This window comes from Cupriavidus sp. FW305-26 (assembly GCF_058787975.1).
Genome location: NZ_JBYTAH010000058.1, coordinates 19,382 through 42,675, shown reverse-complemented (window position 1 = coordinate 42,675; position 23,294 = coordinate 19,382). Strand labels below are relative to the sequence as shown.

23 protein-coding genes and 1 tRNA gene are annotated in these 23,294 nt (G+C 65.8%); 12 read left to right on the top strand and 12 right to left on the bottom strand.

Translation table 11 applies throughout. The features are described 5' to 3' along the window. Positions 1-5: 5 nt before the first annotated feature. From AC3WQZ_RS26425 to AC3WQZ_RS26370, 12 genes are all read right to left on the bottom strand, one after another. Positions 6-344: a DUF1484 family protein gene (locus AC3WQZ_RS26425; RefSeq protein WP_116355998.1), complete on the bottom strand. Its 339-nt coding sequence runs from the start codon at positions 342-344 to the stop codon at positions 6-8. Further along, entirely contained in the window at positions 337-513 is a 177-nt protein-coding gene (locus tag AC3WQZ_RS26420; protein ID WP_492301531.1) for a hypothetical protein, read from the bottom strand. Before AC3WQZ_RS26420 ends, AC3WQZ_RS26425 begins: the two co-directional genes overlap by 8 nt. 279 nt (positions 514-792) lie before the next feature. Next, entirely contained in the window at positions 793-1,077 is a 285-nt protein-coding gene (locus tag AC3WQZ_RS26415) for an Ogr/Delta-like zinc finger protein (protein ID WP_492301530.1), read from the bottom strand. Positions 1,078-1,134: 57 nt separating this feature from the next. Next, complete coding sequence (locus AC3WQZ_RS26410; protein WP_473703803.1) at positions 1,135-1,338, bottom strand: hypothetical protein; 204 nt, start codon at positions 1,336-1,338, stop codon at positions 1,135-1,137. Between the two features lie 24 nt (positions 1,339-1,362). Beyond that, a complete protein-coding gene (locus AC3WQZ_RS26405) occupies positions 1,363-2,097 on the bottom strand; it encodes a hypothetical protein (protein ID WP_492301527.1) in 735 nt (244 codons plus the stop codon). 13 nt (positions 2,098-2,110) lie between these two features. Beyond that, positions 2,111-2,284, bottom strand: coding sequence for a helix-turn-helix transcriptional regulator (locus tag AC3WQZ_RS26400; protein WP_290367786.1), 174 nt, complete (start codon positions 2,282-2,284; stop codon positions 2,111-2,113). Positions 2,285-3,728: 1,444 nt separating this feature from the next. Next, on the bottom strand, positions 3,729-4,568 hold the full coding sequence (locus AC3WQZ_RS26395) for a hypothetical protein (RefSeq protein WP_492301525.1): 840 nt from the start codon (positions 4,566-4,568) through the stop codon (positions 3,729-3,731). A gap of 25 nt (positions 4,569-4,593) precedes the next feature. Further along, on the bottom strand, positions 4,594-5,880 hold the full coding sequence (locus tag AC3WQZ_RS26390) for a tyrosine-type recombinase/integrase (protein WP_492301523.1): 1,287 nt from the start codon (positions 5,878-5,880) through the stop codon (positions 4,594-4,596). Positions 5,881-6,051: 171 nt separating this feature from the next. Beyond that, positions 6,052-6,126 (bottom strand) — tRNA-Val (locus AC3WQZ_RS26385). An 88-nt stretch (positions 6,127-6,214) separates the two neighbouring features. Further along, positions 6,215-6,955 (bottom strand): DNA polymerase III subunit epsilon, encoded by a 741-nt coding sequence (gene dnaQ, locus AC3WQZ_RS26380; protein ID WP_011615667.1) that lies wholly within the window; start codon positions 6,953-6,955, stop codon positions 6,215-6,217. A gap of 49 nt (positions 6,956-7,004) precedes the next feature. Further along, the gene (rnhA, locus tag AC3WQZ_RS26375; protein ID WP_010814334.1) at positions 7,005-7,442 is read right to left on the bottom strand and encodes a ribonuclease HI; all 438 of its coding nucleotides are present in this window, start codon (positions 7,440-7,442) and stop codon (positions 7,005-7,007) included. A 71-nt stretch (positions 7,443-7,513) separates the two neighbouring features. Further along, positions 7,514-8,314: a methyltransferase domain-containing protein gene (locus tag AC3WQZ_RS26370; protein ID WP_010814333.1), complete on the bottom strand. Its 801-nt coding sequence runs from the start codon at positions 8,312-8,314 to the stop codon at positions 7,514-7,516. A 12-nt stretch (positions 8,315-8,326) separates the two neighbouring features. On the opposite strand from AC3WQZ_RS26370, the gene gloB reads away from it, so the two are divergent. From gloB to leuE, 12 genes are all read left to right on the top strand, one after another. After that, positions 8,327-9,127, top strand: a complete 801-nt coding sequence (gene gloB / locus AC3WQZ_RS26365; RefSeq protein ID WP_010814332.1) for a hydroxyacylglutathione hydrolase — start codon at positions 8,327-8,329, stop codon at positions 9,125-9,127. Between the two features lie 133 nt (positions 9,128-9,260). Continuing rightward, positions 9,261-10,952 carry a transglycosylase SLT domain-containing protein gene (locus AC3WQZ_RS26360; protein WP_037025174.1) on the top strand — a complete coding sequence of 564 codons (1,692 nt, stop codon included), beginning with the start codon at positions 9,261-9,263 and terminating at the stop codon, positions 10,950-10,952. A 186-nt stretch (positions 10,953-11,138) separates the two neighbouring features. Further along, positions 11,139-13,031: a propionate--CoA ligase gene (locus tag AC3WQZ_RS26355; RefSeq protein WP_010814330.1), complete on the top strand. Its 1,893-nt coding sequence runs from the start codon at positions 11,139-11,141 to the stop codon at positions 13,029-13,031. A 170-nt stretch (positions 13,032-13,201) separates the two neighbouring features. Further along, on the top strand, positions 13,202-15,556 hold the full coding sequence (locus AC3WQZ_RS26350) for a bifunctional salicylyl-CoA 5-hydroxylase/oxidoreductase (protein ID WP_439668051.1): 2,355 nt from the start codon (positions 13,202-13,204) through the stop codon (positions 15,554-15,556). After that, positions 15,553-16,356 (top strand): SDR family NAD(P)-dependent oxidoreductase, encoded by an 804-nt coding sequence (locus AC3WQZ_RS26345; RefSeq protein ID WP_439668050.1) that lies wholly within the window; start codon positions 15,553-15,555, stop codon positions 16,354-16,356. Before AC3WQZ_RS26350 ends, AC3WQZ_RS26345 begins: the two co-directional genes overlap by 4 nt. A 32-nt stretch (positions 16,357-16,388) precedes the next feature. Next, positions 16,389-17,240: an enoyl-CoA hydratase family protein gene (locus AC3WQZ_RS26340; protein ID WP_058697208.1), complete on the top strand. Its 852-nt coding sequence runs from the start codon at positions 16,389-16,391 to the stop codon at positions 17,238-17,240. A 6-nt stretch (positions 17,241-17,246) separates the two neighbouring features. Beyond that, the gene (locus AC3WQZ_RS26335) at positions 17,247-18,416 is read left to right on the top strand and encodes an acyl-CoA dehydrogenase family protein (RefSeq protein ID WP_058697207.1); all 1,170 of its coding nucleotides are present in this window, start codon (positions 17,247-17,249) and stop codon (positions 18,414-18,416) included. 59 nt (positions 18,417-18,475) lie between these two features. Beyond that, complete coding sequence (locus tag AC3WQZ_RS26330; RefSeq protein WP_058697206.1) at positions 18,476-20,164, top strand: AMP-binding protein; 1,689 nt, start codon at positions 18,476-18,478, stop codon at positions 20,162-20,164. Further along, a complete protein-coding gene (locus tag AC3WQZ_RS26325) occupies positions 20,161-20,586 on the top strand; it encodes an acyl-CoA thioesterase (RefSeq protein ID WP_010814324.1) in 426 nt (141 codons plus the stop codon). Before AC3WQZ_RS26330 ends, AC3WQZ_RS26325 begins: the two co-directional genes overlap by 4 nt. 49 nt (positions 20,587-20,635) lie before the next feature. Then, positions 20,636-21,046 (top strand): RidA family protein, encoded by a 411-nt coding sequence (locus AC3WQZ_RS26320; RefSeq protein WP_010814323.1) that lies wholly within the window; start codon positions 20,636-20,638, stop codon positions 21,044-21,046. A 334-nt stretch (positions 21,047-21,380) separates the two neighbouring features. Beyond that, the gene (gene carA / locus AC3WQZ_RS26315; RefSeq protein ID WP_010814322.1) at positions 21,381-22,517 is read left to right on the top strand and encodes a glutamine-hydrolyzing carbamoyl-phosphate synthase small subunit; all 1,137 of its coding nucleotides are present in this window, start codon (positions 21,381-21,383) and stop codon (positions 22,515-22,517) included. 38 nt (positions 22,518-22,555) lie between these two features. After that, positions 22,556-23,227, top strand: coding sequence for a leucine efflux protein LeuE (gene leuE / locus AC3WQZ_RS26310; protein WP_439670747.1), 672 nt, complete (start codon positions 22,556-22,558; stop codon positions 23,225-23,227). Positions 23,228-23,294 lie beyond the last annotated feature (67 nt).

Here is a 23,294-nt window from a genome sequence, read left to right as displayed (position 1 = left end):
TCCGCTCACAGCATGTCGTGGACGCGGCTCAGGGCCTCATCCAGTTGTTGTTTGAGGGGGCTCAGCAGGCAATGCAGGCTGTGGTGTGCCGGCGATCGGTCACTCTGCAAGTCGAGGAAGCGGAGAATGCCATCAAGCCCCGCGCTGACGCGCAGCAACGCATAGCAACTGTCCTGAGTGGTTTCCCGGATGCAGTCGCCCAATGCGCCAATCTGTTCCATCGCGACGTTGAGCTCTGTCTTCGCCCGCGTATTGGCAGGGCGCACCTGCGTCATGAGCTGAGCAATCATGCGGTGCTGGCGGCAGAGGGCGAGGTGGTGTGCCGGTTGCTGGCGTTCAAGCATGGGCCACCTCCGCTTTTGCGATAGCGGCAACAGCAACGAGCGCGGCGCCAGCGACATCGAGCGAAGCGCGGTCGCTGGGCGCCTCGATGGCTTCGCGCAGGGCAGCGCGCACGATGGCAAGAATTTCGGGGAAAGCGGTTTGCTCAGGACGAGCGAGGACATTAGGCATTGCGGCCTCCTTGTGCATGATGGAGACCCGCCGCTCATTTCGACGTGAGGGGTGGCGGGCCCGACGGCGGGGGTCGAAAACCGGCGCACAAGGTACCGGCCAGCCCGAAGGCTGCCCCGCCCGGCCCGCCATAGAAAAAGGCGTGCGAAGACGTGACGGACGTAAAAATGGCCGCTGTTGGCGGCCGTCCGCCTTGTGCAATTCGGGTTTCGACGCCCGGCCACCGTTGTCTCGGTGACGGCTGAATTCTTCATCATCTCGAAAGGGGTGTCAAGCTAGCTAGATCCTGGTCGAATGGGACGTAGACGGCGCATTCGGGACGGGTGTGCCGGCGTCGATATACGCGGCCACGCAGGCGCCAGAGCGCGCGGCCAGCTGCATGGCAATCTCCGGATCCGGTTTGCTGCTGGGCGAAAGGGTGCGCACCACTTCCACCAGGCCGACGAACGTGTGCCCGCAGGTCAAGTTCGTGCATTGGCAGTAAAGCTCGCGCGTCATCCGTGAAACCTTACGGCTCGACCGAATATGAGCCACGGCGCCGCAATGCGGGCAGTTCATCTTCATTGGGGTTCTCCAGAGGGTAGGGCGGGCCTCATGTGGTGCCCACCCCTCGATGGCTGCTTAGCAGTCGGTTTCGATGACAGTGTTCGGGCCTGCTGCGTAGAGCTCAGCGTGACCGTTGTTCGTGCTGTAGTGGCGGGAGAACGTGTGTTCGCAAGCGTGGTTCCCGCAGCGATACAGCAGTTCTTTCTTGCCATCGGCGTTGGTGACAAAGCCCTCGGGTCCGTTGAGGGTGCGGCATTTCGGGCATTTCTCGACTTGCATGTTGATCTCCATGAGAAATAGCTGTCAGGCGTTGCGGATGCCGGTGCGCAGGGCGTCTGCCCTTCTTGCAAATTCGGCCAGCTTCATCTGCTTCGTGGCCGGGGAAACGACTTTGAAGTCCGCTAGGCCATCCGGCCTCTCAGCCAGGGAAAGTATCGGATCCCGGGAAGCGTCAAACGTCGCTGCTTTGACGCTGGCGGTGATGGCGCTGTGCGCGCGTGCAAGCGCGGCATCAAGAGCTGACCGATAGCCACGCTGCTCCCACGGTGCACCGCCAGATTCGCCAGCCTGGCGTCCATACGCGTGGGCGAGTGCCTGAACTGCGTGTTGTAGCGGCGCCAGGGAGTCACCCAACGCTTCGAAAAGCCCTTCCGCATATGCAGTCGCCACGCCGCTGTAGGCAGCGGATTCAGCGCCTTTAGCAAGGCCCGCTTCGAGCTCGGCTTCTTCCAGCGCCAGCTGAACTTCAGCAATGATGGCGCGGTAGTCCTCGGCGAGCGTGTAGGCGGCGCGCTCCTTGCTTTTGAGGTCGCGGATTTGCTTCATGGAGGCGCCGGTATCACGCATCAAGGCCGCCGCGTCGTTTCTTGCGCTCAGTGCATCGGCATCGGCAGCGTCGGCTGCCTTCGTGTGCTTCTGCAGGTCGCCCCGAAGGCGGGCTACTTTGTCCCGGGCAGATTCGAAGGCAGCGCGGTTGCGCTGGTGTGTTTCCAGGGCGTCGCGGACGTTTTGGGGAGGGGTGGTTGTGTGCGTATTCATGGGAGTCCTTGCTTTACGTCCGACGAGCCGCAATGCGGGATTCCATCCATTGCCGGATCTCGCTTGAGAGCCAGGCAACGCTCTTGCCTGCCAGCGGCACGGGCTTCGGAAAGTCGCCTCGGCGCATGCCGTCATAGATGGACGATGCGGGCAAAGCGCAAACGGCCATGACTTCCGGTAGGCGCATGAACCGCTCAGGTTCCGACGCGCCAGCTCCGTGAAGGGCAAGCCCATGAGCGCTGCATGCTGTGGACGTTCCAGCGTGCGAACTAATCATCTGCATTCCTCATCAGAGGGGGTTAATGGAAGCGAGCAACGTTGCTCGGATTTGCTCGGTACTACTCGGAGCAACGACAGTGTCTAGAGAGCGGCTGTGGCCCGGCAACGGCTTAGTGTTGTGCTGTAATCCCCCACAACGAGCGAGCGGCAGCGAGCCGGTGCCGAGGCATCCCCCCACGCTGGGCCAGCTTGCGAAACCGCCACGGCATACGGCCGCCAGCGACGGCAAGGCGCCGTTATGCGATGCCTGGCAGGCGAGTGAGCGGGCGCATGGGCGTTATCCCGCCGCGCGCCGTTGAGACCCCGCCTCACCCGCCCGCTTCATTGAGTGGTTTTTATGCAGCGACGTAGGTGCCGCTCTGCCGCGCCAGCATTGGCCCGGAAGGGCGCCGCAGCGGTGCATGGATTTATGCAAATTTATGCACGTGCCGCAGTGGTTGCCCTGCAGGATGCGAAGGGGGCTCCATAGGGTGTTCGCCTATGACCTTTCCTCCGACTTGCTCCACCAGGACGGCTTGCGTTGCCCTGCGCCAAACGCTTGCCGTAGGCAGCGTGGCGCCAGGTGGTGCATGGGAAAGCAACTCGGTAACGGTGTCGCGTAGCACGTCCCCCAGGTTATAGGGGCCGGGGGCCTCCTCCCAACGGTCGAGATACTTCCGGAGCGTGGTCGTAATCGTCGAGGCGTCAATACCGTCCGCCCCGCGTTGCATGGGGCCTGTCAGTGCTAGGTGAAGGGAGTCCTGAACGTGCTGCAGGAATGATTGGGCTTCTTCCCGGTGGAGGCCGCCCAGCGCGACGACTTGGCGGAAGAGCTCTCCATAAGGCATGCACGCGCCGTGCGCGGCGCTCGCTTCGACGCGGGAAACATAATGGGCAGCAGCACGCTCGCCCACGTTATGGCTGTTCTGGGTGCTCACTGATTGCCTCCCGCTTGATAGCTGACCGGATCGGCAATCCACTTATGGATTGAGGCGAAGTCATACAGGGCGCAGCGGCCTGTCAGATGAAGGGGAGCAGGAGCCTTGCCGGCGTTGACCAACTGCCGCCAGGTCTCGCGGCAGACACCCACGAAGGGTGCAATGTCGCTCCACCGGCCGCGGCCAGTGTGCGGGAGAGTTTGGAGTCGAGTGTTACCGCCATTCTTTGCGCCCCGCGCCTCTGCTTGCGGCTTCTTGTTTTGGGCAACTCTAGCCATCTATAGCCTCACATAGCCCTATATGGGCGATTGGTTTGTGATGGCTGAAGCCTATGAAACTGTGGCGGGCGAAACCAAATCGAAACCCCGTTGGCTCATGCCGCAAGGGGTTTCCATGCCGTTGTGCAACGCCGCCTTCAAGTTGCGCAACGGTGAGTTAGCGATTTCGAAGGGGCCAGATGTTGGAGATCGGGGGCGCCTTCGCTGACTCCTGAGTTCTCGCCTGACTCAAGAGGAAGCTGATGCGTTGTCCTGTAACGCCATGCTTCCTACCTATCTCGGCCATCGTCATGCCTGAGCGATGAAGTTGCAACAATTCAGCTAGCTCTTCATCGCTCCATCGCCGTCGTTCGCGCGATCGCTCATCCGAACCATCACAGGATTCGTCGCATTCTTCGGCTTCATCTGCGAAAGCTGTGCTTTGGAGTTGCTCGTGCAAGCGGGATACCTTGGCGCTTACCTCCTGAAGTGCGCGCGTGAGTGCGGCGAGCTCTCGCTGTACAGCCTGCAGTTCTCGCAGTGGCGAACCGTGCGGGCCTCTGTGTGGCGAGAGTGCGGGAGCATTGTCGCGGCGTAGGAATGTGGGGGCGTCTCGCTCATCCTCGAAGCTATCCGGTTCGACCGCCACCCCGTTGTCAACCACGAAACGCCAGAATTCGTCTCGATCCCATCGCAGCCGGCTATCTACCTCTAAGAGCTCCGTGTTGGCGTGGTCGACCCACAGGTAATCATGCTGCATTACTGCTTCAAGTATTCGCCGAGTGTTGACTTGTTCGTTGAGCTCGTTCGGGCTCAGTTCGGCCAAGCCGAAGGCATACGGGTCCGAATTGCATTTCTCCGTGTCGTATGTCCGCAGCGTTTCGTGTGCGCGCCTGGCAAGCAACCATTTCGCCGTGTGGTGTTGCGGCACGCGTTCTAGGCCAGCCAGAAAGCAAACGGCGCTGCCAATGTCGAGGTATCCGTGGGTCGGCTTTTCGTATTCGTCTCGAAGGCTCATGGTGAAAAATTTGGGCTAGTCTGGATCAGGCCGCGTGCTGAGCGAAGTTATGAGCGGGCGGTTCCATCGTTTCGTCTGCCTTCGACATGTTGGCATGCTGGTCGATGAAGTCCGCCCACCATTGCATTACCCGTCTCCGCTCAGGCATGTACTTCGCATGGTTGTAGGCCGCGATGGTTTGGTTCGTTTCCTTGTGGGAGAGCTGCGCTTCAATGACGCGGGGATCGAATTGGCCAGACTCATTGAGCAACGTAGACGCGAGCCCGCGCAATCCGTGTACTGTCTGTTGGCCTTTGAAGCCGATGGAGTGGAAAACCTTGTTCATGGCCTCGCCAGTAACAGGCTTGAGGACACTCACTGCGCCGGGGAAGAGCAGGGCGTAGTGACCGGTGTATTGCTTCAAATCTTCCAGTAGCGCGATGGTCTGGCGGGCTAGTGGCACGATGTGCGGAGTGCCAGAGAGCTTGTGCCAGATTCTTCCCTTCATCCGGCCGGATGGTACGTGCCATTCGGCCTTCTCAAGATCGAATTCGGCCCACTCTGCATAGCGAAGTTCGCCGCCTCGGATGAAGGTTAGGACTGCCAGCTTGACCGCTGCAATGGTCTCCGGCCGCCCGGTATAGCGGTCGATGCGCTGTAGCAGGTCCGGAAGCTGGCTATCCGTCACGTGCGGATAGTGCTTGACAGGCGGACGTGGCTTGAGCTGCGCGACCATTCCTGCTGACGCGTCAATGGTGGCCCGGCCAGTGCCAATCGCGTACTGAAATATCTGACCGGCGGTCACCAGAGCTCGCCGTGGCATCTCATAGGCGCCGCGGGCTTCGATCTTTCGGGCGACAGCCAGGAGAAAGGCCGGCGTGATTGACGCGATGGGGTGTTGTCCCAGATCTGGGTAAAGGTCGCGCTCCAGCAGCTGTTTTGTCTTTTGGGCGTACGTGGCGCTCCACGTGTCATGCCTGTGCTTAAGCCATTCTTCGGCAACCGCGCGAAACGTATTGCGTGCCGCTTCGGTAACGGTCGCCCGCGCCAGGTCTCGCGCCAAGGCCGGATCAGTGCCCGCGGCTAGCTGCGCTCGCGCCTCTTCGCGTCGCTCGCGGGCAGCGCTTAATCCCACGGCGGGGTAGTCGCCGAAGGTGAGAAGGTTTTCGGATTTTGTGCCGGGGCGCTGGTACTTCATGCGCCACTTTTTGGCCCCGCTCGGGAGGACTTCCAGATAGAGCCCGCCGCCGTCACGAAGTCGGTTCCCGCCGGCAGCGCTGTACTTCGCCTGACGGCATTGCAGGTCGGAGAGAGGGAGGATTCTCTTGGGCATAGTCTTGTATCGGGTGCGTACCCTGAAAACTATACCCCCATACCCGATTGGCTACCCCAAAAAGTGATGGTTGATGCTGGGCAACCTTGGGCAAAGATGGGAACAAAAAACCCCGGAAGCCTTGCGGCGCCGGGGTTTCTAGGCAACGTTAGGTGTTGCTGGCCGATGTACTGGTGGGTGGTACAGGGATTGAACCTGTGACCCCTGCCGTGTGAAGGCAGTGCTCTACCGCTGAGCTAACCACCCCTTACTGCGCCGTCGTTGCCGTCGTGCAGCGGAGAAATGAGATTATGCAGAGGTTCTTGTATCTTGTAAAGCCCTTTTTTGATTTTTGTCAGGCGGCCAGGCTTCCGGGTTCTGCCGCGGGGGCTTCCTGCCACACCGTCTTGCCGCCGCTGGCCTTGTCCAGGCCCTTGAGCAGGGCGAGATGGGCCTGCTGCTCTTCGTCCGTGGCGCGCAGCACGGGCAGGGCCAGGCGCGACAGGTCGGCCGCGGCAACCGCGCCGCCGTGGCCTGCGGTGCTGTCGTGCATGTCGATCACCAGCGAATCCTGGCCGCGCGTCATGGCCAGGTAGACCTCGGCCAGCAGCTCGGCATCCAGCAGGGCGCCGTGCAGCGTGCGGTGGGCGTTGCTGATGCCCAGGCGGTCGCACAGGGCGTCGAGCGAGTTGCGCTTGCCGGGGAACATCTGGCGGGCTTCGCGCAGGGTGTCGATCACATTGCCGGCATGCTGGCGGAACGGCGGCAGGCCCAGCAGCTGGAATTCCATGTCGAGGAAGCCCAGGTCGAACGGCGCGTTGTGGATGATCAGCTCGGCATCCTGGATGAACTCGCGGATGTCGTTGACGACTTCGGCAAAGCGGGGCTTGTCGGCCAGGAACTCGACCGTGATGCCGTGCACGGCGATCGCGCCCTCGTCGATATCGCGTTCCGGGTTGACGTAGAAGTGCAGGTGGCGCCCCGTCAGGCGGCGGTTCATCAGCTCGACGCAGCCGATTTCGATCAGGCGGTCGCCGGTGGCGGCACTCAGGCCGGTGGTTTCGGTGTCGAGAACGATTTGTCGCATGGCGGGCATTCTAGCGGAGCGGCGCGGGCGCCCCGCGGTTTCTTGTTAGCGAGAGGGATCAGCGGCCGATCGATTCGACGCCGCGGTTGGCCAGCGCGTCGGCGCGCTCATTGCCGGGGTGGCCGTTGTGGCCGCGCACCCAGTGCCAGGAGATCTGGTGCGGCTGCGCCAGGGTGTCCAGTTCCTGCCACAGGTCGGCGTTCTTGACAGGCTTCTTGTCGGCGGTCTTCCACCCGCGGGCCTTCCAGCCGGGCAGCCATTCGCTGATGCCCTTCTGGACATACTGCGAGTCGGTATAGACACGCACGACGCAGGGACGCTTGAGCGCGCGCAATGCTTCGATCACGGCGGTCATTTCCATGCGGTTGTTGGTAGTGTTGGGCTCGCCGCCGAACATTTCTTTCTCGCTGGTGCCGGCGACGAGCACCGCGCCCCAGCCGCCGCGGCCGGGATTGCCCTTGCAGGCGCCGTCGGAGTAGATCGTGACTTCTTGCATGTGATTCCATGGTGGCCACCCGCCGGGCGGGTGGCGCATTGAAGGGGGCAGGAGAAGGGCGCTGGACCGCGTCAGCGCTCTTCGCCGGGGGTCTTGCCGTGGGTGCCGGTAGGCGTGGCCACGGGCGATGACACCGGAGCCAGCGCCGGCTTGCTCTTCCAGGCCGGGCCGACCAGGCGGATATTGCGCACGCGCTTGATCGCCGAGATCATATAGACCGCGCCGAAGATCGGCCACCAGCGGTCACCGGCCTTTTCCATGAAGGCGGCGCGCTGCAGCCAGCGGTCGGTGCGGTAGGGCGGGCAGTAGCAGCCGAAGCGGCCGCGGATGATATCGAAGCCCAACAGCTTGAGCCAGTCCTTGATGCGCACGAAGCCGATCTGCTGCGCGTCCGTCGGCAGGAAGGGCGTGGCGCCGAGCCGGTTCATGCCCTGGCGCGCGCCCCACAGGCTCATCGGGTTGAAGCAGGTGACCACCACGCGCCCCTCGGGCATCAGCACCCGCGAGACCTCGCGCAGCACTTCGTGCGGGTCTTCGGCGAATTCCAGGATGTGGGGCAGGGTGACCAGGTCGATGCTCTGGGTGTCGAACGGCAGCTCGTCGAAGCGGCACAGCAGCTGGCGCGCGTCGGGATGTGCGGCGCGCGGCCCGTGCGGTCCGCTGGAAGGGTCCAGCGCCAGCGCCGAGAACGGCATCCGGTTCTCGCGCAGGGTGTCGATAAAGGGCAGGCCCAACTGGACGGCGTGGTAGCCGAAGATGTCGGTCACGATCCGGTCGTACTGCTGCGCCTCCCAGCGCAGCATGTACTCACCGGGCGGCGAGGCCAGCCAGTCTTCCCAGCTTACAATCGGATGATTGGGACGATTGGACATAGGAGCATGCGCATGTTGAAGGTTGAGCCGATCCCGGCGTTCCAGGATAACTATATCTGGGCCATCCACGACGGTCATAGCGCCGCCGTGGTCGATCCCGGCGAGGCCGCGCCGGTGGAGCGCTTCCTGGCGCAAAGCGGTCTGGCTCTGGGCGCTATTGTAATCACCCATCACCACGGCGATCACCAGGGCGGGGTAGCCGAGTTGCTGGCGGCGCACCCGCGCACCTCGTCGGGCGCGCCGATGCCGGTGCTGGGGCCCGCCGGCGAACGCATTGGCGGGCGCACCCGGGCCCTGCGCGAAGGCGATGTCGTGACGCTGGAGACGCCGGCGCTGACGCTGCGCGTGCTGGACGTGCCCGGGCACACCGCCGGCCATATCGCCTATGTGGGCGACCTGGGCGAAGCCGGCCCGGCGGTCTTCTGTGGCGATACGCTGTTTGCCAGTGGCTGCGGGCGTCTGTTCGAAGGCACGCCGGCACAGATGCTGGACTCGCTCGACAAGCTGGCGGCACTGCCGGGCGATACCCGCGTCTATTGCGCGCACGAATATACGCGCAGCAATGTGCGCTTTGCACGGGCGGTGGAACCGGCCAATGCCGCGCTGGCGGCATGGGAGCAGCGGGTCGACGCGCTGCGCGCGGCGGACCAGCCGACGCTGCCGACCACCATCGCTCATGAGCGCGAGGTCAATCCCTTCCTGCGCTCGCGCGAGCCCGCGGTGCGCGCGGCGGTGGCGGCGCAGGGCGGGGCCGCCACGGGCGATGCGCAGGCCTTCGGTGCGCTGCGCGGCTGGAAGGACAATTTCCGCTGAACCCTGCCGGGCCTTGCGCCGCAAGGCTTTCCGGCTGCCCGGCGGATACTGGCCATATGGAAAATCTGATTGACGCGATACGCGGTTTTTTTTAGCATCACGCATCCTTTTGGCGTCACGATTCGAGAACTTAATGAAAATTGGTCGATTACTGGCGGTGGTCGCGTGCGCCGCGCTGCTTGCAGCGTGCGCCAGCACCCCAACGCCGCCTGATGGCGCCAACGGCGCCGCGACCGCCCAGACCGCCAAGCGCCAGGACCCGCTCAACTCGCTCATCGACAAATCGGCGCTTTCTTCCGCATCCACGATCAATGTCGACCAGGGTGGCCTGGACTGGCTGCGCGGCCCGTCCAACGACATCTGGGATCGCATCCGGCGCGGCTTTGCCATGCAGGACCTGGAGGGCACGCTGGTCGATGACCGCACCCAGTGGTATGCGCAGCGGCCGGAATACATGGAACGGATGGTCGGGCGCTCAAGCCGCTACCTGTACCACATCGTAGAAGAGCTGGAACGGCGCAAGATGCCGACCGAGCTGGCGCTGCTGCCGTTCGTCGAGAGCGCGTTCAACCCGCAGGCGCAGTCCACCGCCAAGGCGGCGGGCATGTGGCAGTTCATCCCGAGTACCGGCAAGTCGTACAACCTGAAGCAGAACATGTTCCGTGACGAGCGCCGCGACGTGCTGGCCTCGACCGACGCCGCGCTGGACTACCTGGCGCGGCTCTACGATATGTTCGGCGACTGGCACCTGGCGCTGGCGGCTTACAACTGGGGCGAGGGCGCGGTGTCGCGCGCGATCGCACGCAACCAGGCGCGCGGGCTGCCGACCGACTACGCCAGCCTGCCCATGCCCAACGAGACGCGCTACTACGTGCCGAAGCTGCAGGCGGTCAAGAACATCATCGCCAACCCGGCTGCGTATGGCGTCAAGCTGCCCGAGATCCCGGACCACCCGTACTTTGTCACGGTGACCACCTCGCGCGATATCGACGTGAACCTGGCGGCCAAGCTGGCGGACATGTCGGTAGAGGAATTCAAGGCGCTCAATCCGTCGTTCAACCGGCCGGTGATCCTGGGCGCGTCCAACCCGCAGATCCTGCTGCCGTTCGATAACGCCGAGCGCTTCCAGTACAACCTGAACACCTACCGCGGCGGGTTGTCGAGCTGGTCGGCGGTGACGGTGGACAGCCGCGAGCGTATCGAAGCGCTGGCGGCACGGCTGAACGTCGACGCCGATACGCTGCGCGAGATCAACAGCATCCCGAAAGGCATGCGCCTGAAGGCCGGCTCGACCGTGATGATCCCGCGCTCGGGCCGCCACGACCAGGATATCAGCGCGACCCTGGCCGACAGTGCCATGCTGGCGATGGAGCCTGATTTGCCGGATGCGCGCCGCGTGGTGGTGCGTGCCGGGCGGCGCGACACCGTGGCCTCGGTGGCGCGGCGCTATGGCGTCTCGGCGGGGCAGGTGCAATCGTGGAACAAGCTCTCCGGCACCAAGTTGGTCGCCGGGCAGAGCCTGGTGCTGATGGTGCCGGTGCGCGGCGCCGGCGCGGTGCGGGCGGCGCGGGCCGAACAGGCCGACCGTGCCGAGCGCGCCGACCGTGCAGAGCGTTCCGAGCGAAGCAGCAAGGGCGGCATCGTGCGGGTCTCGGCCAAGGGCAAGGCGGGCAAGGCGGAGCCGCGCAAGCGCGTCACCGTCGAGGCGGCCTCGCGGCGCACGGCAGTCAAGGCGACGCCGGCGCGCGTGGTGCGCGAGTCCAAGCCGGGGCCGAACGTCAAGGCGTCGGCCAAGGCCGGCGCCAAGGGGGCCAAGGCCCGCTGACGAATGCGGGCGCCGGCTGGTCCGCCGCATGGCGCAAGAAGGGGCGATGCCGTCGGCACGCCCCTTTTTTCATGTGCCGGCCCCCGGGGCCCGCGCGCCCCTCTCCGAATCTGTGTCCACGCGCACCCGCGCCGGTGGCAAACTACGGTCATCATCACAATGACCGCAGACGCGGAGGAGACAGACATGACGGCAAGCCATGCCGTGCATGCCCGTTCGCTGGCCGACCCCGAGGGGTTCTGGGCCGAACAGGCGGCGCGCATCGACTGGGAAACCCCGTTCGGCCAGGTGCTCGACAACAGCCGCGCGCCCTTTACGCGCTGGTTCGTCGGCGGGCGCACCAACCTGTGCCACAACGCGGTCGACCGCCACCTGGCGGCCCGCGCCAGCCAGCCGGCGCTGCACTGGGTCTCGACCGAGACCGACCAGGCCCGCACCTTTACCTACGCCGAGCTGCACGACGAAGTCAGCCGCATGGCCGCGATCCTGCAGGGCCTGGACGTGCAGAAGGGCGACCGCGTGCTGATCTACATGCCGATGATCCCGGAAGCCGCCTTTGCCATGCTGGCCTGCGCGCGCATCGGCGCGATCCATTCGGTGGTGTTCGGCGGCTTTGCCTCGGTCAGCCTGGCCGCGCGCATCGAGGATGCCCGGCCGCGCGTGGTGGTCAGTGCCGACGCCGGCTCGCGTGCCGGCAAGGTGGTGCCCTACAAGCCGCTGCTGGACGAGGCCATCCGGCTCTCGTCGCACCAGCCCGGGAAGGTGCTGCTGGTGGACCGGCAACTGGCGCAAATGCCCCGTACCGAGGGCCGCGATGAGGACTACGCCGCCTGGCGCGAACGCGTGGCCGGCGTGCAGGTGCCGTGCGTGTGGCTGGAATCGAGCGAGCCGTCGTACGTGCTATACACCTCCGGCACCACCGGCAAGCCCAAGGGCGTGCAGCGCGATACCGGCGGCTACGCGGTGGCGCTGGCCACCTCGATGGAATACATCTTCTGCGGCAAGCCCGGCGACACCATGTTCACCGCGTCGGACATCGGCTGGGTGGTGGGGCACAGCTATATCGTCTACGGCCCGCTGCTGGCCGGCATGGCCACGCTGATGTATGAAGGCACGCCGATCCGCCCCGACGGTGGCATCCTGTGGCGGCTGGTGGAGCAATACAAGGTCAACCTGATGTTCAGCGCGCCGACCGCGATCCGCGTGCTGAAGAAGCAGGACCCGGCCTGGCTGACCCGCTACGACCTGTCCAGCCTGCGCCTGCTGTTCCTGGCCGGCGAGCCGCTGGACGAGCCCACCGCGCGCTGGATCCAGGACGGCCTGGGCAAGCCCGTGGTCGACAACTACTGGCAGACCGAATCCGGCTGGCCGATCCTCGCGATCCAGCGCGGCATCGAGGCGCTGCCGCCCAAGCTGGGCTCGCCCGGCGTGCCCGCCTACGGCTATGACCTGAAGATCGTCGACGAGAACACCGGCGCTGAATGCCCGCCGGGGCAGAAGGGTGTGGTCGCCATCGACGGCCCGCTGCCGCCGGGATGCATGAGCACGGTCTGGGGCGACGACGACCGCTTCGTGCGCACCTACTGGCAGGCGGTGCCGAACCGGCTGTGCTATTCGACCTTCGACTGGGGCGTGCGCGACGCCGACGGCTATGTTTTTATCCTGGGCCGCACCGACGACGTGATCAACGTTGCCGGCCACCGGCTGGGCACCCGCGAGATCGAGGAAAGCCTGTCGTCCAACGCTGCCGTGGCCGAGGTGGCGGTGGTGGGCGTGCAGGACGCGCTCAAGGGGCAGGTGGCGATGGCCTTCTGCATCGCCCGCGATCCGGCGCGCACGGCCACGGCCGAAGCGCGGCTGGCATTGGAGGGCGAGTTGATGAAGACGGTGGAGCAGCAACTGGGTGCCGTGGCGCGGCCGGCGCGCGTATTCTTTGTCAATGCGCTGCCCAAGACCCGCTCCGGCAAGTTGCTGCGGCGCGCCATGCAGGCGGTGGCCGAAGGGCGCGATCCGGGCGACCTGACCACGATCGAGGACCCGGGTGCGCTGGAACAGTTGCAGGCAGCGCTGAAAGGCTAGATGGCGGGCTGAGGGCGTGGGATGCGGGTGCCGTGCGGGGCACTCCGCATCCCGCCCTTGCCATCGGCCGTGATGCAGTCTAATATTTGAAGTATAAAATATTTAGACATCATCTAGATGGCGGTGTGATCCTGGGCAAGGTGCCCGGCGCAGCCGGCAGGAGGCGACAGATGCGAGTGCTTTGTATTGGTGGTGGCCCGGCAGGCCTGTACTTCGGGCTGCTGATGAAGCTGCAGGATCCGGCCAACGAGGTCATCGTGGTCGAGCGCAACCGGCCCTACGACACCTTCGGCTGGGGCGTGGTGTTCTCTGACGCCACCATGGACAACCTGAAGCAAGCCGACCCGGTCAGCGCGGCCGAGATCAACGCGGCCTTCAACCACTGGGACGATATCGACATCCATATCGGCGGGCGCACCATCCGCTCCGGCGGCCATGGCTTTATCGGCATCGGCCGCAAGCGCCTGCTCAATATCCTGCAGGCACGCTGCGAGGCGCTGGGCGTGAAGCTGGTGTTCGAGACCGATGTTTCCGACGACCAGGCGCTGGCGATGCAATACCAGGCCGACCTGGTGATCGCCTCGGACGGCCTGAACAGCCGTATCCGCACCCGCTACGCCGACACCTTCCAGCCTGACATCGACACGCGCCAGTGCCGCTTTGTCTGGATGGGCACGCACAAGCTGTTCGACGCCTTCACCTTTGCCTTCGAGAAGACCGAGCACGGCTGGTTCCAGGCGCACGCCTACCGCTTTGACGACACCACCTCGACCTTTATCGTCGAGGCCCCGGAGTCGGTCTGGCGCGCCGCGGGCATCGAGCAGATGAGCCAGGAAGAGGGCGTGGCCTACTGCGAGCGCCTGTTCGCGCGCTACCTCGACGGCAACAAGCTGATCACCAATGCGGCGCACCTGCGCGGCTCGGCGATCTGGATCCGCTTCCCGCGCGTGATCTGCCGCCAATGGGTGCATTGGAACACCTTGCCCGACGGCCGCCGCGTGCCGGTGGTGCTGATGGGCGATGCCGCGCACACCGCGCACTTCTCGATCGGTTCGGGAACCAAGCTGGCGTTGGAAGATGCGATTGACCTGGCCGAGGAAATCCGTGGCAGGGGTCATGACGGCCTGCCCGATGCACTGTCGCGCTACGAAGCCACGCGCGGCGTGGAAGTGCTGAAGATCCAGAACGCGGCGCGCAACTCGACCGAATGGTTCGAGAACGTCGAGCGTTACGCGGGCAGCCTGCCGCCGGAGCAGTTCGCCTATTCCCTGCTGACCCGCTCGCAGCGCATCTCGCATGAGAATCTGCGCGTGCGCGATGCGGACTACGTGGCGCAGTTCGAGCACTGGCTGGCGCGGCAGGCCGGCGTGCAACCGGAAAGCCTGCAACTGCGTGAGCACCAGCCGCTGCCGCCGATGTTCACGCCGTTCCGCGTGCGCGGCGTCACGCTGAAGAATCGCGTGGTGGTGTCGCCGATGGCGATGTACTCATGCACCGACGGCGTGCCCGGCGACTTCCACCTGGTCCACCTGGGTTCGCGCGCGCTGGGCGGCGCCGGCATGGTGGTGGCGGAGATGACCTGCGTGTCGCCCGATGCGCGCATCACGCCGGGATGCCCGGGTTTGTGGAACGACGCGCAGCGCGACGCCTGGCGCCGCATCGTCGACTTCGTGCATGCCAACAGCGATGCGCGCATCGCCATGCAGATCGGCCACTCGGGCCGCAAGGGTTCGACCCAGCTCGGCTGGGAGGCAATGGACCATCCGCTGTCGGAAGGCAACTGGCCGGTGATCTCGGCCTCGCCGCTGCCCTACCTGCCGGGCGAGTCGCAGACCCCGCGCGAGATGACGCGCGCAGACATGGACCGTGTGCGCGATGACTTCGTCGCCAGCGCGCGCCGCGCCGCCGAGGCCGGCTTCGACTGGCTGGAACTGCATTGCGCGCATGGCTACCTGCTGTCGAGCTTTATCTCGCCGCTGACCAATACGCGGGAAGATGAATACGGCGGTTCGCTGGCCGCACGGCTGCGCTACCCGCTGGAGGTGTTTGCCGCGGTGCGTGAAGTGTGGCCGGAACACAAGCCGATGTCGGTGCGCATCTCGGCGCACGACTGGGTCGAAGGCGGCATCACCCCCGACGATGCGATCGAGATCGCACGCGCCTTCAAGGCCGCCGGTGCCGACATGATCGACTGCTCGTCGGGCCAGGTCAGCCCGGACCAGGCTCCGGTCTACGGCCGCATGTACCAGACCCCGTTTGCCGACCGCATCCGCAACGAGGCCGGCATCGCCACCATTGCCGTGGGCGCGATCTTCGAGGCCGACCATGTCGACTCGATCATCGCCGCGGGCCGTGCCGACCTGTGCGCGATCGCGCGGCCGCACCTGGCCAACCCGGCCTGGACGCTGCAGGAAGCGGCGCGCATCGGCTACCGCGATATCACCTGGCCCAAGCAGTACCAGGCCGGCAAGCGGCAACTTGAAACCAACCTGGAACGTGCCGCGGCGCAGGAGAGGCAGGGATGACGGGCAGCACGGGTTCATTGTCAGGGCGCCACGCGCTGGTCACCGGCGGCGGGCGCGGCATCGGCGCGGCAATCGCGCGCCGGCTGCTGGCCGACGGCGCCAGCGTGACGCTGCTGGGCCGCGATGCCGGCGCGTTGCAGGCGACTGTACAAGCGCTGCGTGAGGTCGCCCCCGCAGGCCCCGTAGTCTCCTTTGTCACGGCCGATATTGCCGATGCCGACAGCGTGGCACGCGCCTTCGCCGCCGCCGCGGAACAGTCCGGCCCGGTGTCGATGCTGGTCAACAATGCCGGCCAGGCGCACAGCGCACCGTTCCTGAAGACCGATGCCGCGCTGTGGCAGCGCATGCTGGACGTGAACCTGACCGGCACCTTCCTGTGCACGCAGGCGGCGCTGCCGGCGATGCTCGACGCGGGCTGGGGCCGTATCGTCAATGTGGCGAGCACGGCCGGCCTGATCGGCTATGGCTATGTCAGTGCCTATTGCGCGGCCAAGCATGGGGTGATCGGCCTGACGCGCGCGCTGGCGCTGGAAACCGCGGCCAAGGGCGTGACCGTCAACGCGGTCTGCCCGGGCTATACCGAAACCGACATCGTGCGCGACGCGGTGGCCAACATCGTCGGCAAGACCGGCCGCACTGAAACCGAGGCCCGCGCTGAACTGGCCGCGCGCAATCCGCAGCGCCGCCTGGTGCAGCCCGAGGAAGTGGCCGACGCCGTGGCCTGGCTGTGCCAGCCGTCCGCCGCGGCGATCACCGGCCAGGCAATCCCGGTGGCCGGCGGCGAGGTGATGGCCGGCTGACAACGACAGAACAAGGACCTGAGAGAGAACCCATGACAGAGATCGCACTCGACATGCGCCACCACAAGCGCAGCTTTGCCGGCTACCAGCCGGAGCACTTCCTGTGGTCGGTGTCCGGCGACGGCAAGGTCGGCACCGTGACGCTGAACCGGCCGGAGCGCAAGAACCCGCTGACTTTCGATTCCTACGCCGAGCTGCGCGATCTGTTCCGCGGCCTGTGCTATGCCAGCGACATCAAGGCGGTGGTGGTGACGGGCGCGGGCGGCAACTACTGCTCGGGCGGCGACGTGCACGAGATCATTGGGCCTCTCACGCGCATGACCATGCCTGAGCTGCTCGACTTCACGCGCATGACCGGCGACCTGGTCAAGGCCATGCGCGCCTGCCCGCAGCCGGTGGTGAGCGCGGTCGACGGCATCTGCGCCGGCGCCGGCGCGATGATGGCGCTGGCCTCCGACATGCGCCTGGGCACGGCGCAGGCCAAGACCGCGTTCCTGTTCACGCGCGTCGGCCTGGCCGGCGCCGACATGGGCGCGTGCACGCTGCTGCCGCGCGTGATCGGGCAGGGGCGTGCCAGCGAGCTGCTCTACACCGGCCGCTCGATGAGCGCGGACGAGGGCCTGCAGTGGGGCTTCTTCAATGCGCTGCATCCGTCCGAATCGGTGCTGGCCCAGGCGCAGACGCTGGCCGCGCAACTGGCCGCCGGCCCGACCTTTGCGCATGGTGTGACCAAGAAGCTGCTGCACCAGGAATGGAACATGGGGCTGGACGAGGCCATCGAGGCCGAGGCCGAAGCCCAGGCCATCTGCATGCAGACGCGCGACTTCCGCCGCGCCTACGAGGCCTTCGTCGCCAAGACCAAGCCGGTGTTCGAAGGGGACTGAAGCGCCATGTCCGACAAGACCTATCTCGACCTGCCGCTGTTCGACGATGCGCACCGCACACTGGAGCGCGAACTGGACGCCTGGTGCGCGCAACACCTCCATGTCGACCACAGCGATACCGACGCCGCCTGCCGCGCGCTGGTGCGCCAGCTGGGCGAGGCCGGCTGGCTGCGCTACTGCGTGCCGGCCGCGCACGGCGGCGCGCTGCCGGCGCTGGATTCGCGCTCGCTGTGCCTGCTGCGCGAGACCCTGGCGCGCCATGACGGCCTGGCCGATTTTGCCTTTGCCATGCAGGGGCTGGGCTCGGGCGCGATCTCGCTGGCCGGCAGCGATGCGCTGCGTGCGCATTACCTGCCGCGCGTGGCCCGCGGCGAGGCGATTGCCGCGTTTGCGCTGTCCGAGCCAGAGGCCGGTTCCGATGTGGCCGCCATGCAGTGCAGCGCACGGCTGTCGGACGACGGCAGCCACTATGTGATCGATGGCGCCAAGACCTGGATTTCCAACGGCGGCATTGCCGACTTCTACTGCGTGTTCGTGCGCACCGGCGAGGCGCCGGGCGCGCGCGGCATCTCCGCCTTTGTGGTGGACGCCGATACGCCGGGCCTGACCATCGCCGAGCGCATCGACGTGATGGCGCCGCACCCGCTCGCCACGCTGCGTTTCGACGACTGCCGCGTGCCCGTGGGCAACCGGCTGGGCGAGGCGGGGCAGGGCTTCAAGGTGGCGATGATGACGCTCGACATCTTCCGTGCCTCGGTCGCGGCGGCTGCGCTGGGCTTTGGCCGCGCCGCGCTTGACGATGCTCTGGCGCGCGCCTGCGCGCGCCCGATGTTCGGCGGCGTGCTGGCCGACCTGCAGCTGACCCAGGCCGCCATCGGCGACATGGCCACCGCGATCGACGCCGCGGCGCTGCTGACCTACCGCGCGGCCTGGCTGCGCGATGTCAAGGGCCAGCGCACCACGCGCGAGGCGGCCATGGCCAAGATGGTGGCGACCGAGAACGCACAGCAGGTGATCGACCGTGCGGTGCAGATGTTCGGCGGCCTGGGCGTCAAGGTCGGCACGCGGGTGGAAAGCCTGTACCGCGAGATCCGCTCGCTGCGCATCTATGAAGGCGCCACCGAAGTGCAGAAGCTGATCATTGCGCGCGAGACGCTGGCCGGGCGCAAAGCCTGACGCCCCCGCGTGCCACCCACGAACTGCCGTACCGATACAGAGCAGACAGGAGACAAGCCATGGCGACCACAGCCCACCTCGACACCTTCGCGCGCGACCGCCTGCCGCCGCCCGATATGTGGCCGGTGTTCCGCTTCAATGACGATACCGACTACCCTGAGCGGATGAATGCCGCGGTGGAGCTGGTAGACCGCCACGTGCGCGAAGGCCGCGGCGAGCGCATCGCCATCCGCCATCGCTGCGACGGACAGATCGAGACGGTCACGTATGCGCAGCTGGCGGCGCTGGTGAACCGCATCGCCCATGTGCTGGTCGAGGACATGCAGCTGGTGCCCGGCAATCGCGTGCTGCTGCGCGGGCCCAACAACCTGATGATGGCCGCCAGCTGGCTGGCCACGCTCAAGGCGGGCCTGGTCGCGGTGCCGACCATGCCGCTGCTGCGCGCCAAGGAACTGAAGCAGATCATCGACAAGGCCCAGGTCGGCGCCGCGCTGTGCGATGCGCGGCTGCGCGAGGAACTCGATGCCAACCAGCAGGCGGGCGGCGAATTCCACTGCCCGAGCCTGGCGCGCACGCTGTACTTCAACGGTGAAGGCGAGGGTTCGCTGGAGGCGGCGATGGCGGGCAAGCCGGATGCCTTCGAGGCCTGCGACACCGCCAGCGACGACGTCTGCCTGATCGCCTTTACCAGCGGCACCACCGGCCAGCCCAAGGGCACCATGCACTTCCATCGCGACGTGCTGGCCATGTGTGACCTGTTCCCGCGCCACGTGCTGCGCCCGCAGCCCGACGACGTGTTCTGCGGCACACCGCCGATCGCGTTCACCTTCGGGCTGGGCGGCATGCTGTGTTTCCCGCTGCGCATCGGCGCCAGCGCCGTGCTGGCCGAGAAGCTGACGCCAGAGACGCTGCTCGGGCTGATCCAGGATTTCCGCGCCACCATCGTCTTTACCGCCCCGACCTTCTACCGGCAGATGGCAGCGCTGGCGCCGCGCTACGACCTGTCCAGCCTGAAGAAGAGCGTGTCGGCCGGCGAAGCCCTGCCGGACGCCACGCGCCAGAGCTGGAAGGCGGCCACCGGCATCGAGATGACCGACGGCATCGGCGGCACGGAGATGATGCATATCTTTATCTCCAGCGCCGGCGCCGAGGTCAGGCCGGGCGCGATCGGGCGCGTGGTGCCGGGCTATGTCGCGCAGATCGTCGACGAGAACATGCAGCCCCTGCCGCCGGGGCAGGTCGGCAAGCTCGCGGTGCAGGGGCCAACCGGCTGCCGCTACCTGGACGATCCGCGCCAGTCCAACTATGTGAAGGCGGGCTGGAACCTGCCGGGTGATACCTTTTTCGTTGACGAGGACGGCTACTACTTCTACCAGGCGCGTTCGGACGACATGATCATCTCGGCCGGCTACAACATCGCCGGGCCGGAGGTGGAAAGCGCACTGATGCAGCACGAGGCAGTGGCCGAATGCGGTGTGGTCGGCGCGCCCGACGACGGGCGCGGCCAGGTGGTGATGGCCTATGTGGTGCTGCGCGAGGGCGTGGCGGCGGACGACGCTACCCGCACCGCGCTGCAGGACTACGTGAAGCGCCAGATCGCGCCCTACAAGTATCCGCGCCGTATTGTGTTCGTGCCGGCGCTGCCGCGCACCGAGACCGGCAAGCTGCAGCGCTTCCGGCTGCGGCAGATGGCGGAGCAGGGCAATGGCGGCGGCAATGGCGGCGTCAACCAGGCGGGGAAGCCATGAGCCCCGTGTTCCGCAGCACCGTCCTGGTGCGCTTCAAGCACTGCGACGCCGCGGGCATCGTGTTCTACCCGCGCTATTTCGAGATGCTCAACGACCTGATCGAAGACTGGTTCAGCGAGGCGCTGGGCTGGCCCTTCGACGCCATGCATGGCGAGGGCCGAACTGGCGTGCCGACCGCCGAGCTGGAGTGCCGCTTCCTGGCTCCGAGCCGGCTGGGCGAGGTGCTGACGCGGGAACTGCGCGTGCTGAAGCTGGGCCAGTCCAGCTTTACCCTCGCGATCCGCTTCGCCGGCCCGCATGACGATACCCGCATGGAAGTGACGCAGCGGCTGGTCTGCGTCGATACCGGCTCGATTGCTCCGCAGCCGCTGCCCGATGCCGTGCGCGAGGCCATGTCGGCCTACCTGGTCGCGACGGCCTGAATCCCCGAATTCCATTCACTCATACAGATAATCAACAGGAAAACGCATCATGAACATCCTGCAGCCGCCCGACTGGGCGCCTCCGCGTGGCTACGCCAACGGCACCATGACCGAAATGCAGGTCGGCAGCCGCCTCCTCTTTGTCAGCGGCCAGATCGGCTGGACCGGCAAATGTGAATTCGAGACCGACGACTTCGGCCTGCAGGTGGCGCAGGCGCTGCGCAACGTGGTTGCCGTGCTGGCGGCCGGAGACGCGCTGCCCGAGCATATCGTGCGCATGACCTGGTATGTGAAGGACAAGGCGGAATATGTCGGCGCCTATGGGGCGATCGGCCAGCATTACCGGGCCATCATCGGCCGCCACTTCCCGGCGATGACGGCGGTCGAGGTTGCGGACCTGGTGGAGCCGCGCGCCAAGGTGGAAATCGAGGTCACGGCGGTCGTGCCGCCGCGGGCGTAACGTAGCAGGCACAGGGCAGGACGGTGGCCGGCGGCGTGGCGCCGCCGCTGCCTGCCGCGTGCAAGTCCTTGAAAACTTGAGAAATTGGGTGGCGCGGGATATAATTCGAAAGTTTCGCTTTCAGAACCCTTCACCCTAGCGCCTACCGCTTTCCACCTTCCGCCGCCCCCAGCCGCGCCGCCTTTGTTGTCCGCATTCAATGTGACGCAAGGAGCATGTCGCAACCGGATCCGACCGCATCGGCGCAATGCCGCTGCCGCCGTCACGGATCCAGCCTGGGAGGCACGAGGCGTCGATTGGTCGGTCACGGGGTGAGTCCAGCAGGAGCCTACCCGTGTTACCGTCTTTTCCGTCCGCCATTCTCGCGCTTGCAGACGGCACGGTCTTTCGTGGCTATTCCATTGGCGCTTCCGGCCATACCATCGGTGAAGTGGTGTTCAACACCGCCATCACCGGTTACCAGGAAATCCTCACCGACCCGAGTTACTCCCGGCAGATCGTCACGCTGACGTATCCGCATATCGGTAACTACGGGGTCAATCCTGAGGATGTCGAAGCCACGAAAGTCCATGCCGCCGGCCTGATCATCAAGGATCTGCCGATCCTGGCCTCGAACTTCCGCAAGGAGCACACCCTTGCCCACTACCTGAAGCAGGAAAAGGTGGTGGCCATCGCCGGCATCGATACGCGCAAGCTGACGCGTATCCTGCGTGAAAAGGGTGCCCAGAACGGCTGCATCCTGGCCGGCGAAGACAATGTCCAGAAGGCCATCGACCTGGCCCGCTCGTTCCCCGGCCTGGCCGGCATGGACCTGGCCAAGGTAGTCTCGGTCAAGGAACCGTACGAGTGGACCCAGTCCGAATGGAAGCTGGGCGAAGGCTACGGCAAGCAGGACCAGCCGCAATTCCACGTGGTCGCCTATGACTACGGCGTCAAGTACAACATCCTGCGCATGCTGGCCGAGCGCGGCTGCAAGGTCACGGTGCTGCCCGCGCAGGCGAGCGCCGCCGACGCGCTGGCGCTGAATCCGGACGGCGTGTTCCTGTCCAACGGCCCCGGTGACCCCGAGCCGTGCGACTATGCCATCGCCGCCACGCGCGAGTTCATCGAGCGCGGCATCCCGACCTTCGGCATCTGCCTGGGCCACCAGATCATGGCGCTGGCAGTAGGCGCCAAGACCCTGAAGATGAAGTTCGGCCACCATGGCGCCAACCACCCGGTCAAGGACCTGGACGATGGCCGCGTGGTGATCACGTCGCAGAACCACGGCTTCGCGGTCGATGCGGACACGCTGCCGTCGAATGTGCGCGTGACGCACAAGTCGCTGTTCGACGGTTCGCTGCAGGGTTTCGCGCTGACCGACAAGCCGGCCTTCTGCTTCCAGGGCCATCCGGAGGCGTCGCCCGGTCCGAACGACGTGGCTTACCTGTTCGACCGCTTCATCAAGCTGATGACGGACGCGCGCAAGTAAGCGGGCAAGAAGAACAGCGCAGACCTCAGGGACATCCCATGAACGCCTTCATGCATACCGCTTTCGGCATCACCGATTTCTGGACCTATGTGCTGGGCACGATCTTTATCGTGCTGCTGCCGGGGCCGAACTCGATGTACGTGCTGTCGGTGGCGGCGCAGCGCGGCGTGCGCGCCGGCTACAAGGGCGCGTGCGGGGTGTTCCTGGGCGACTTCGTGCTGATGGTGCTGTCGGCGGCGGGCGTGGCCTCGCTGCTCAAGGCCAGCCCGGCGCTGTTCTACGTGGTGAAGTACGTCGGCGCGGCCTACCTGGCGTGGATTGGTTTCAGCATGCTGCGCGGCGCGCTGCGCAACTGGGCCGCACGCGGCGATGCCGCCGCCACCGCGCCGGTTAGCAAGGCCGACCAGTCCGACCCGTTCCGCAAGGCGTTGCTGATCAGCCTGCTGAACCCGAAGGCGATCCTGTTCTTCATCTCGTTCTTCATCCAGTTTGTCGACCCGGCCTTCGCTTACCCGGTGCTGTCGTTCTCCGTGCTGGGCCTGGTCGCCCAGTTCTGCAGCTTTGCCTACCTGACCACGATCATCTTCGTGGGCGCGAAGCTGGCCGACGCATTCCGGCGCCGCCGGCGCCTGTCGGCGGGCATGTCGAGCGGGGTGGGCGCGATGTTCATCGGCTTCGGCGCCAAGCTGGCGACGGCCACGATGAACTGAGCAAGACGATATTTTTGAATCCTGACGGATTCCCTGATTACCGGCGCGGTCCGCAGGCAAGGCGGGC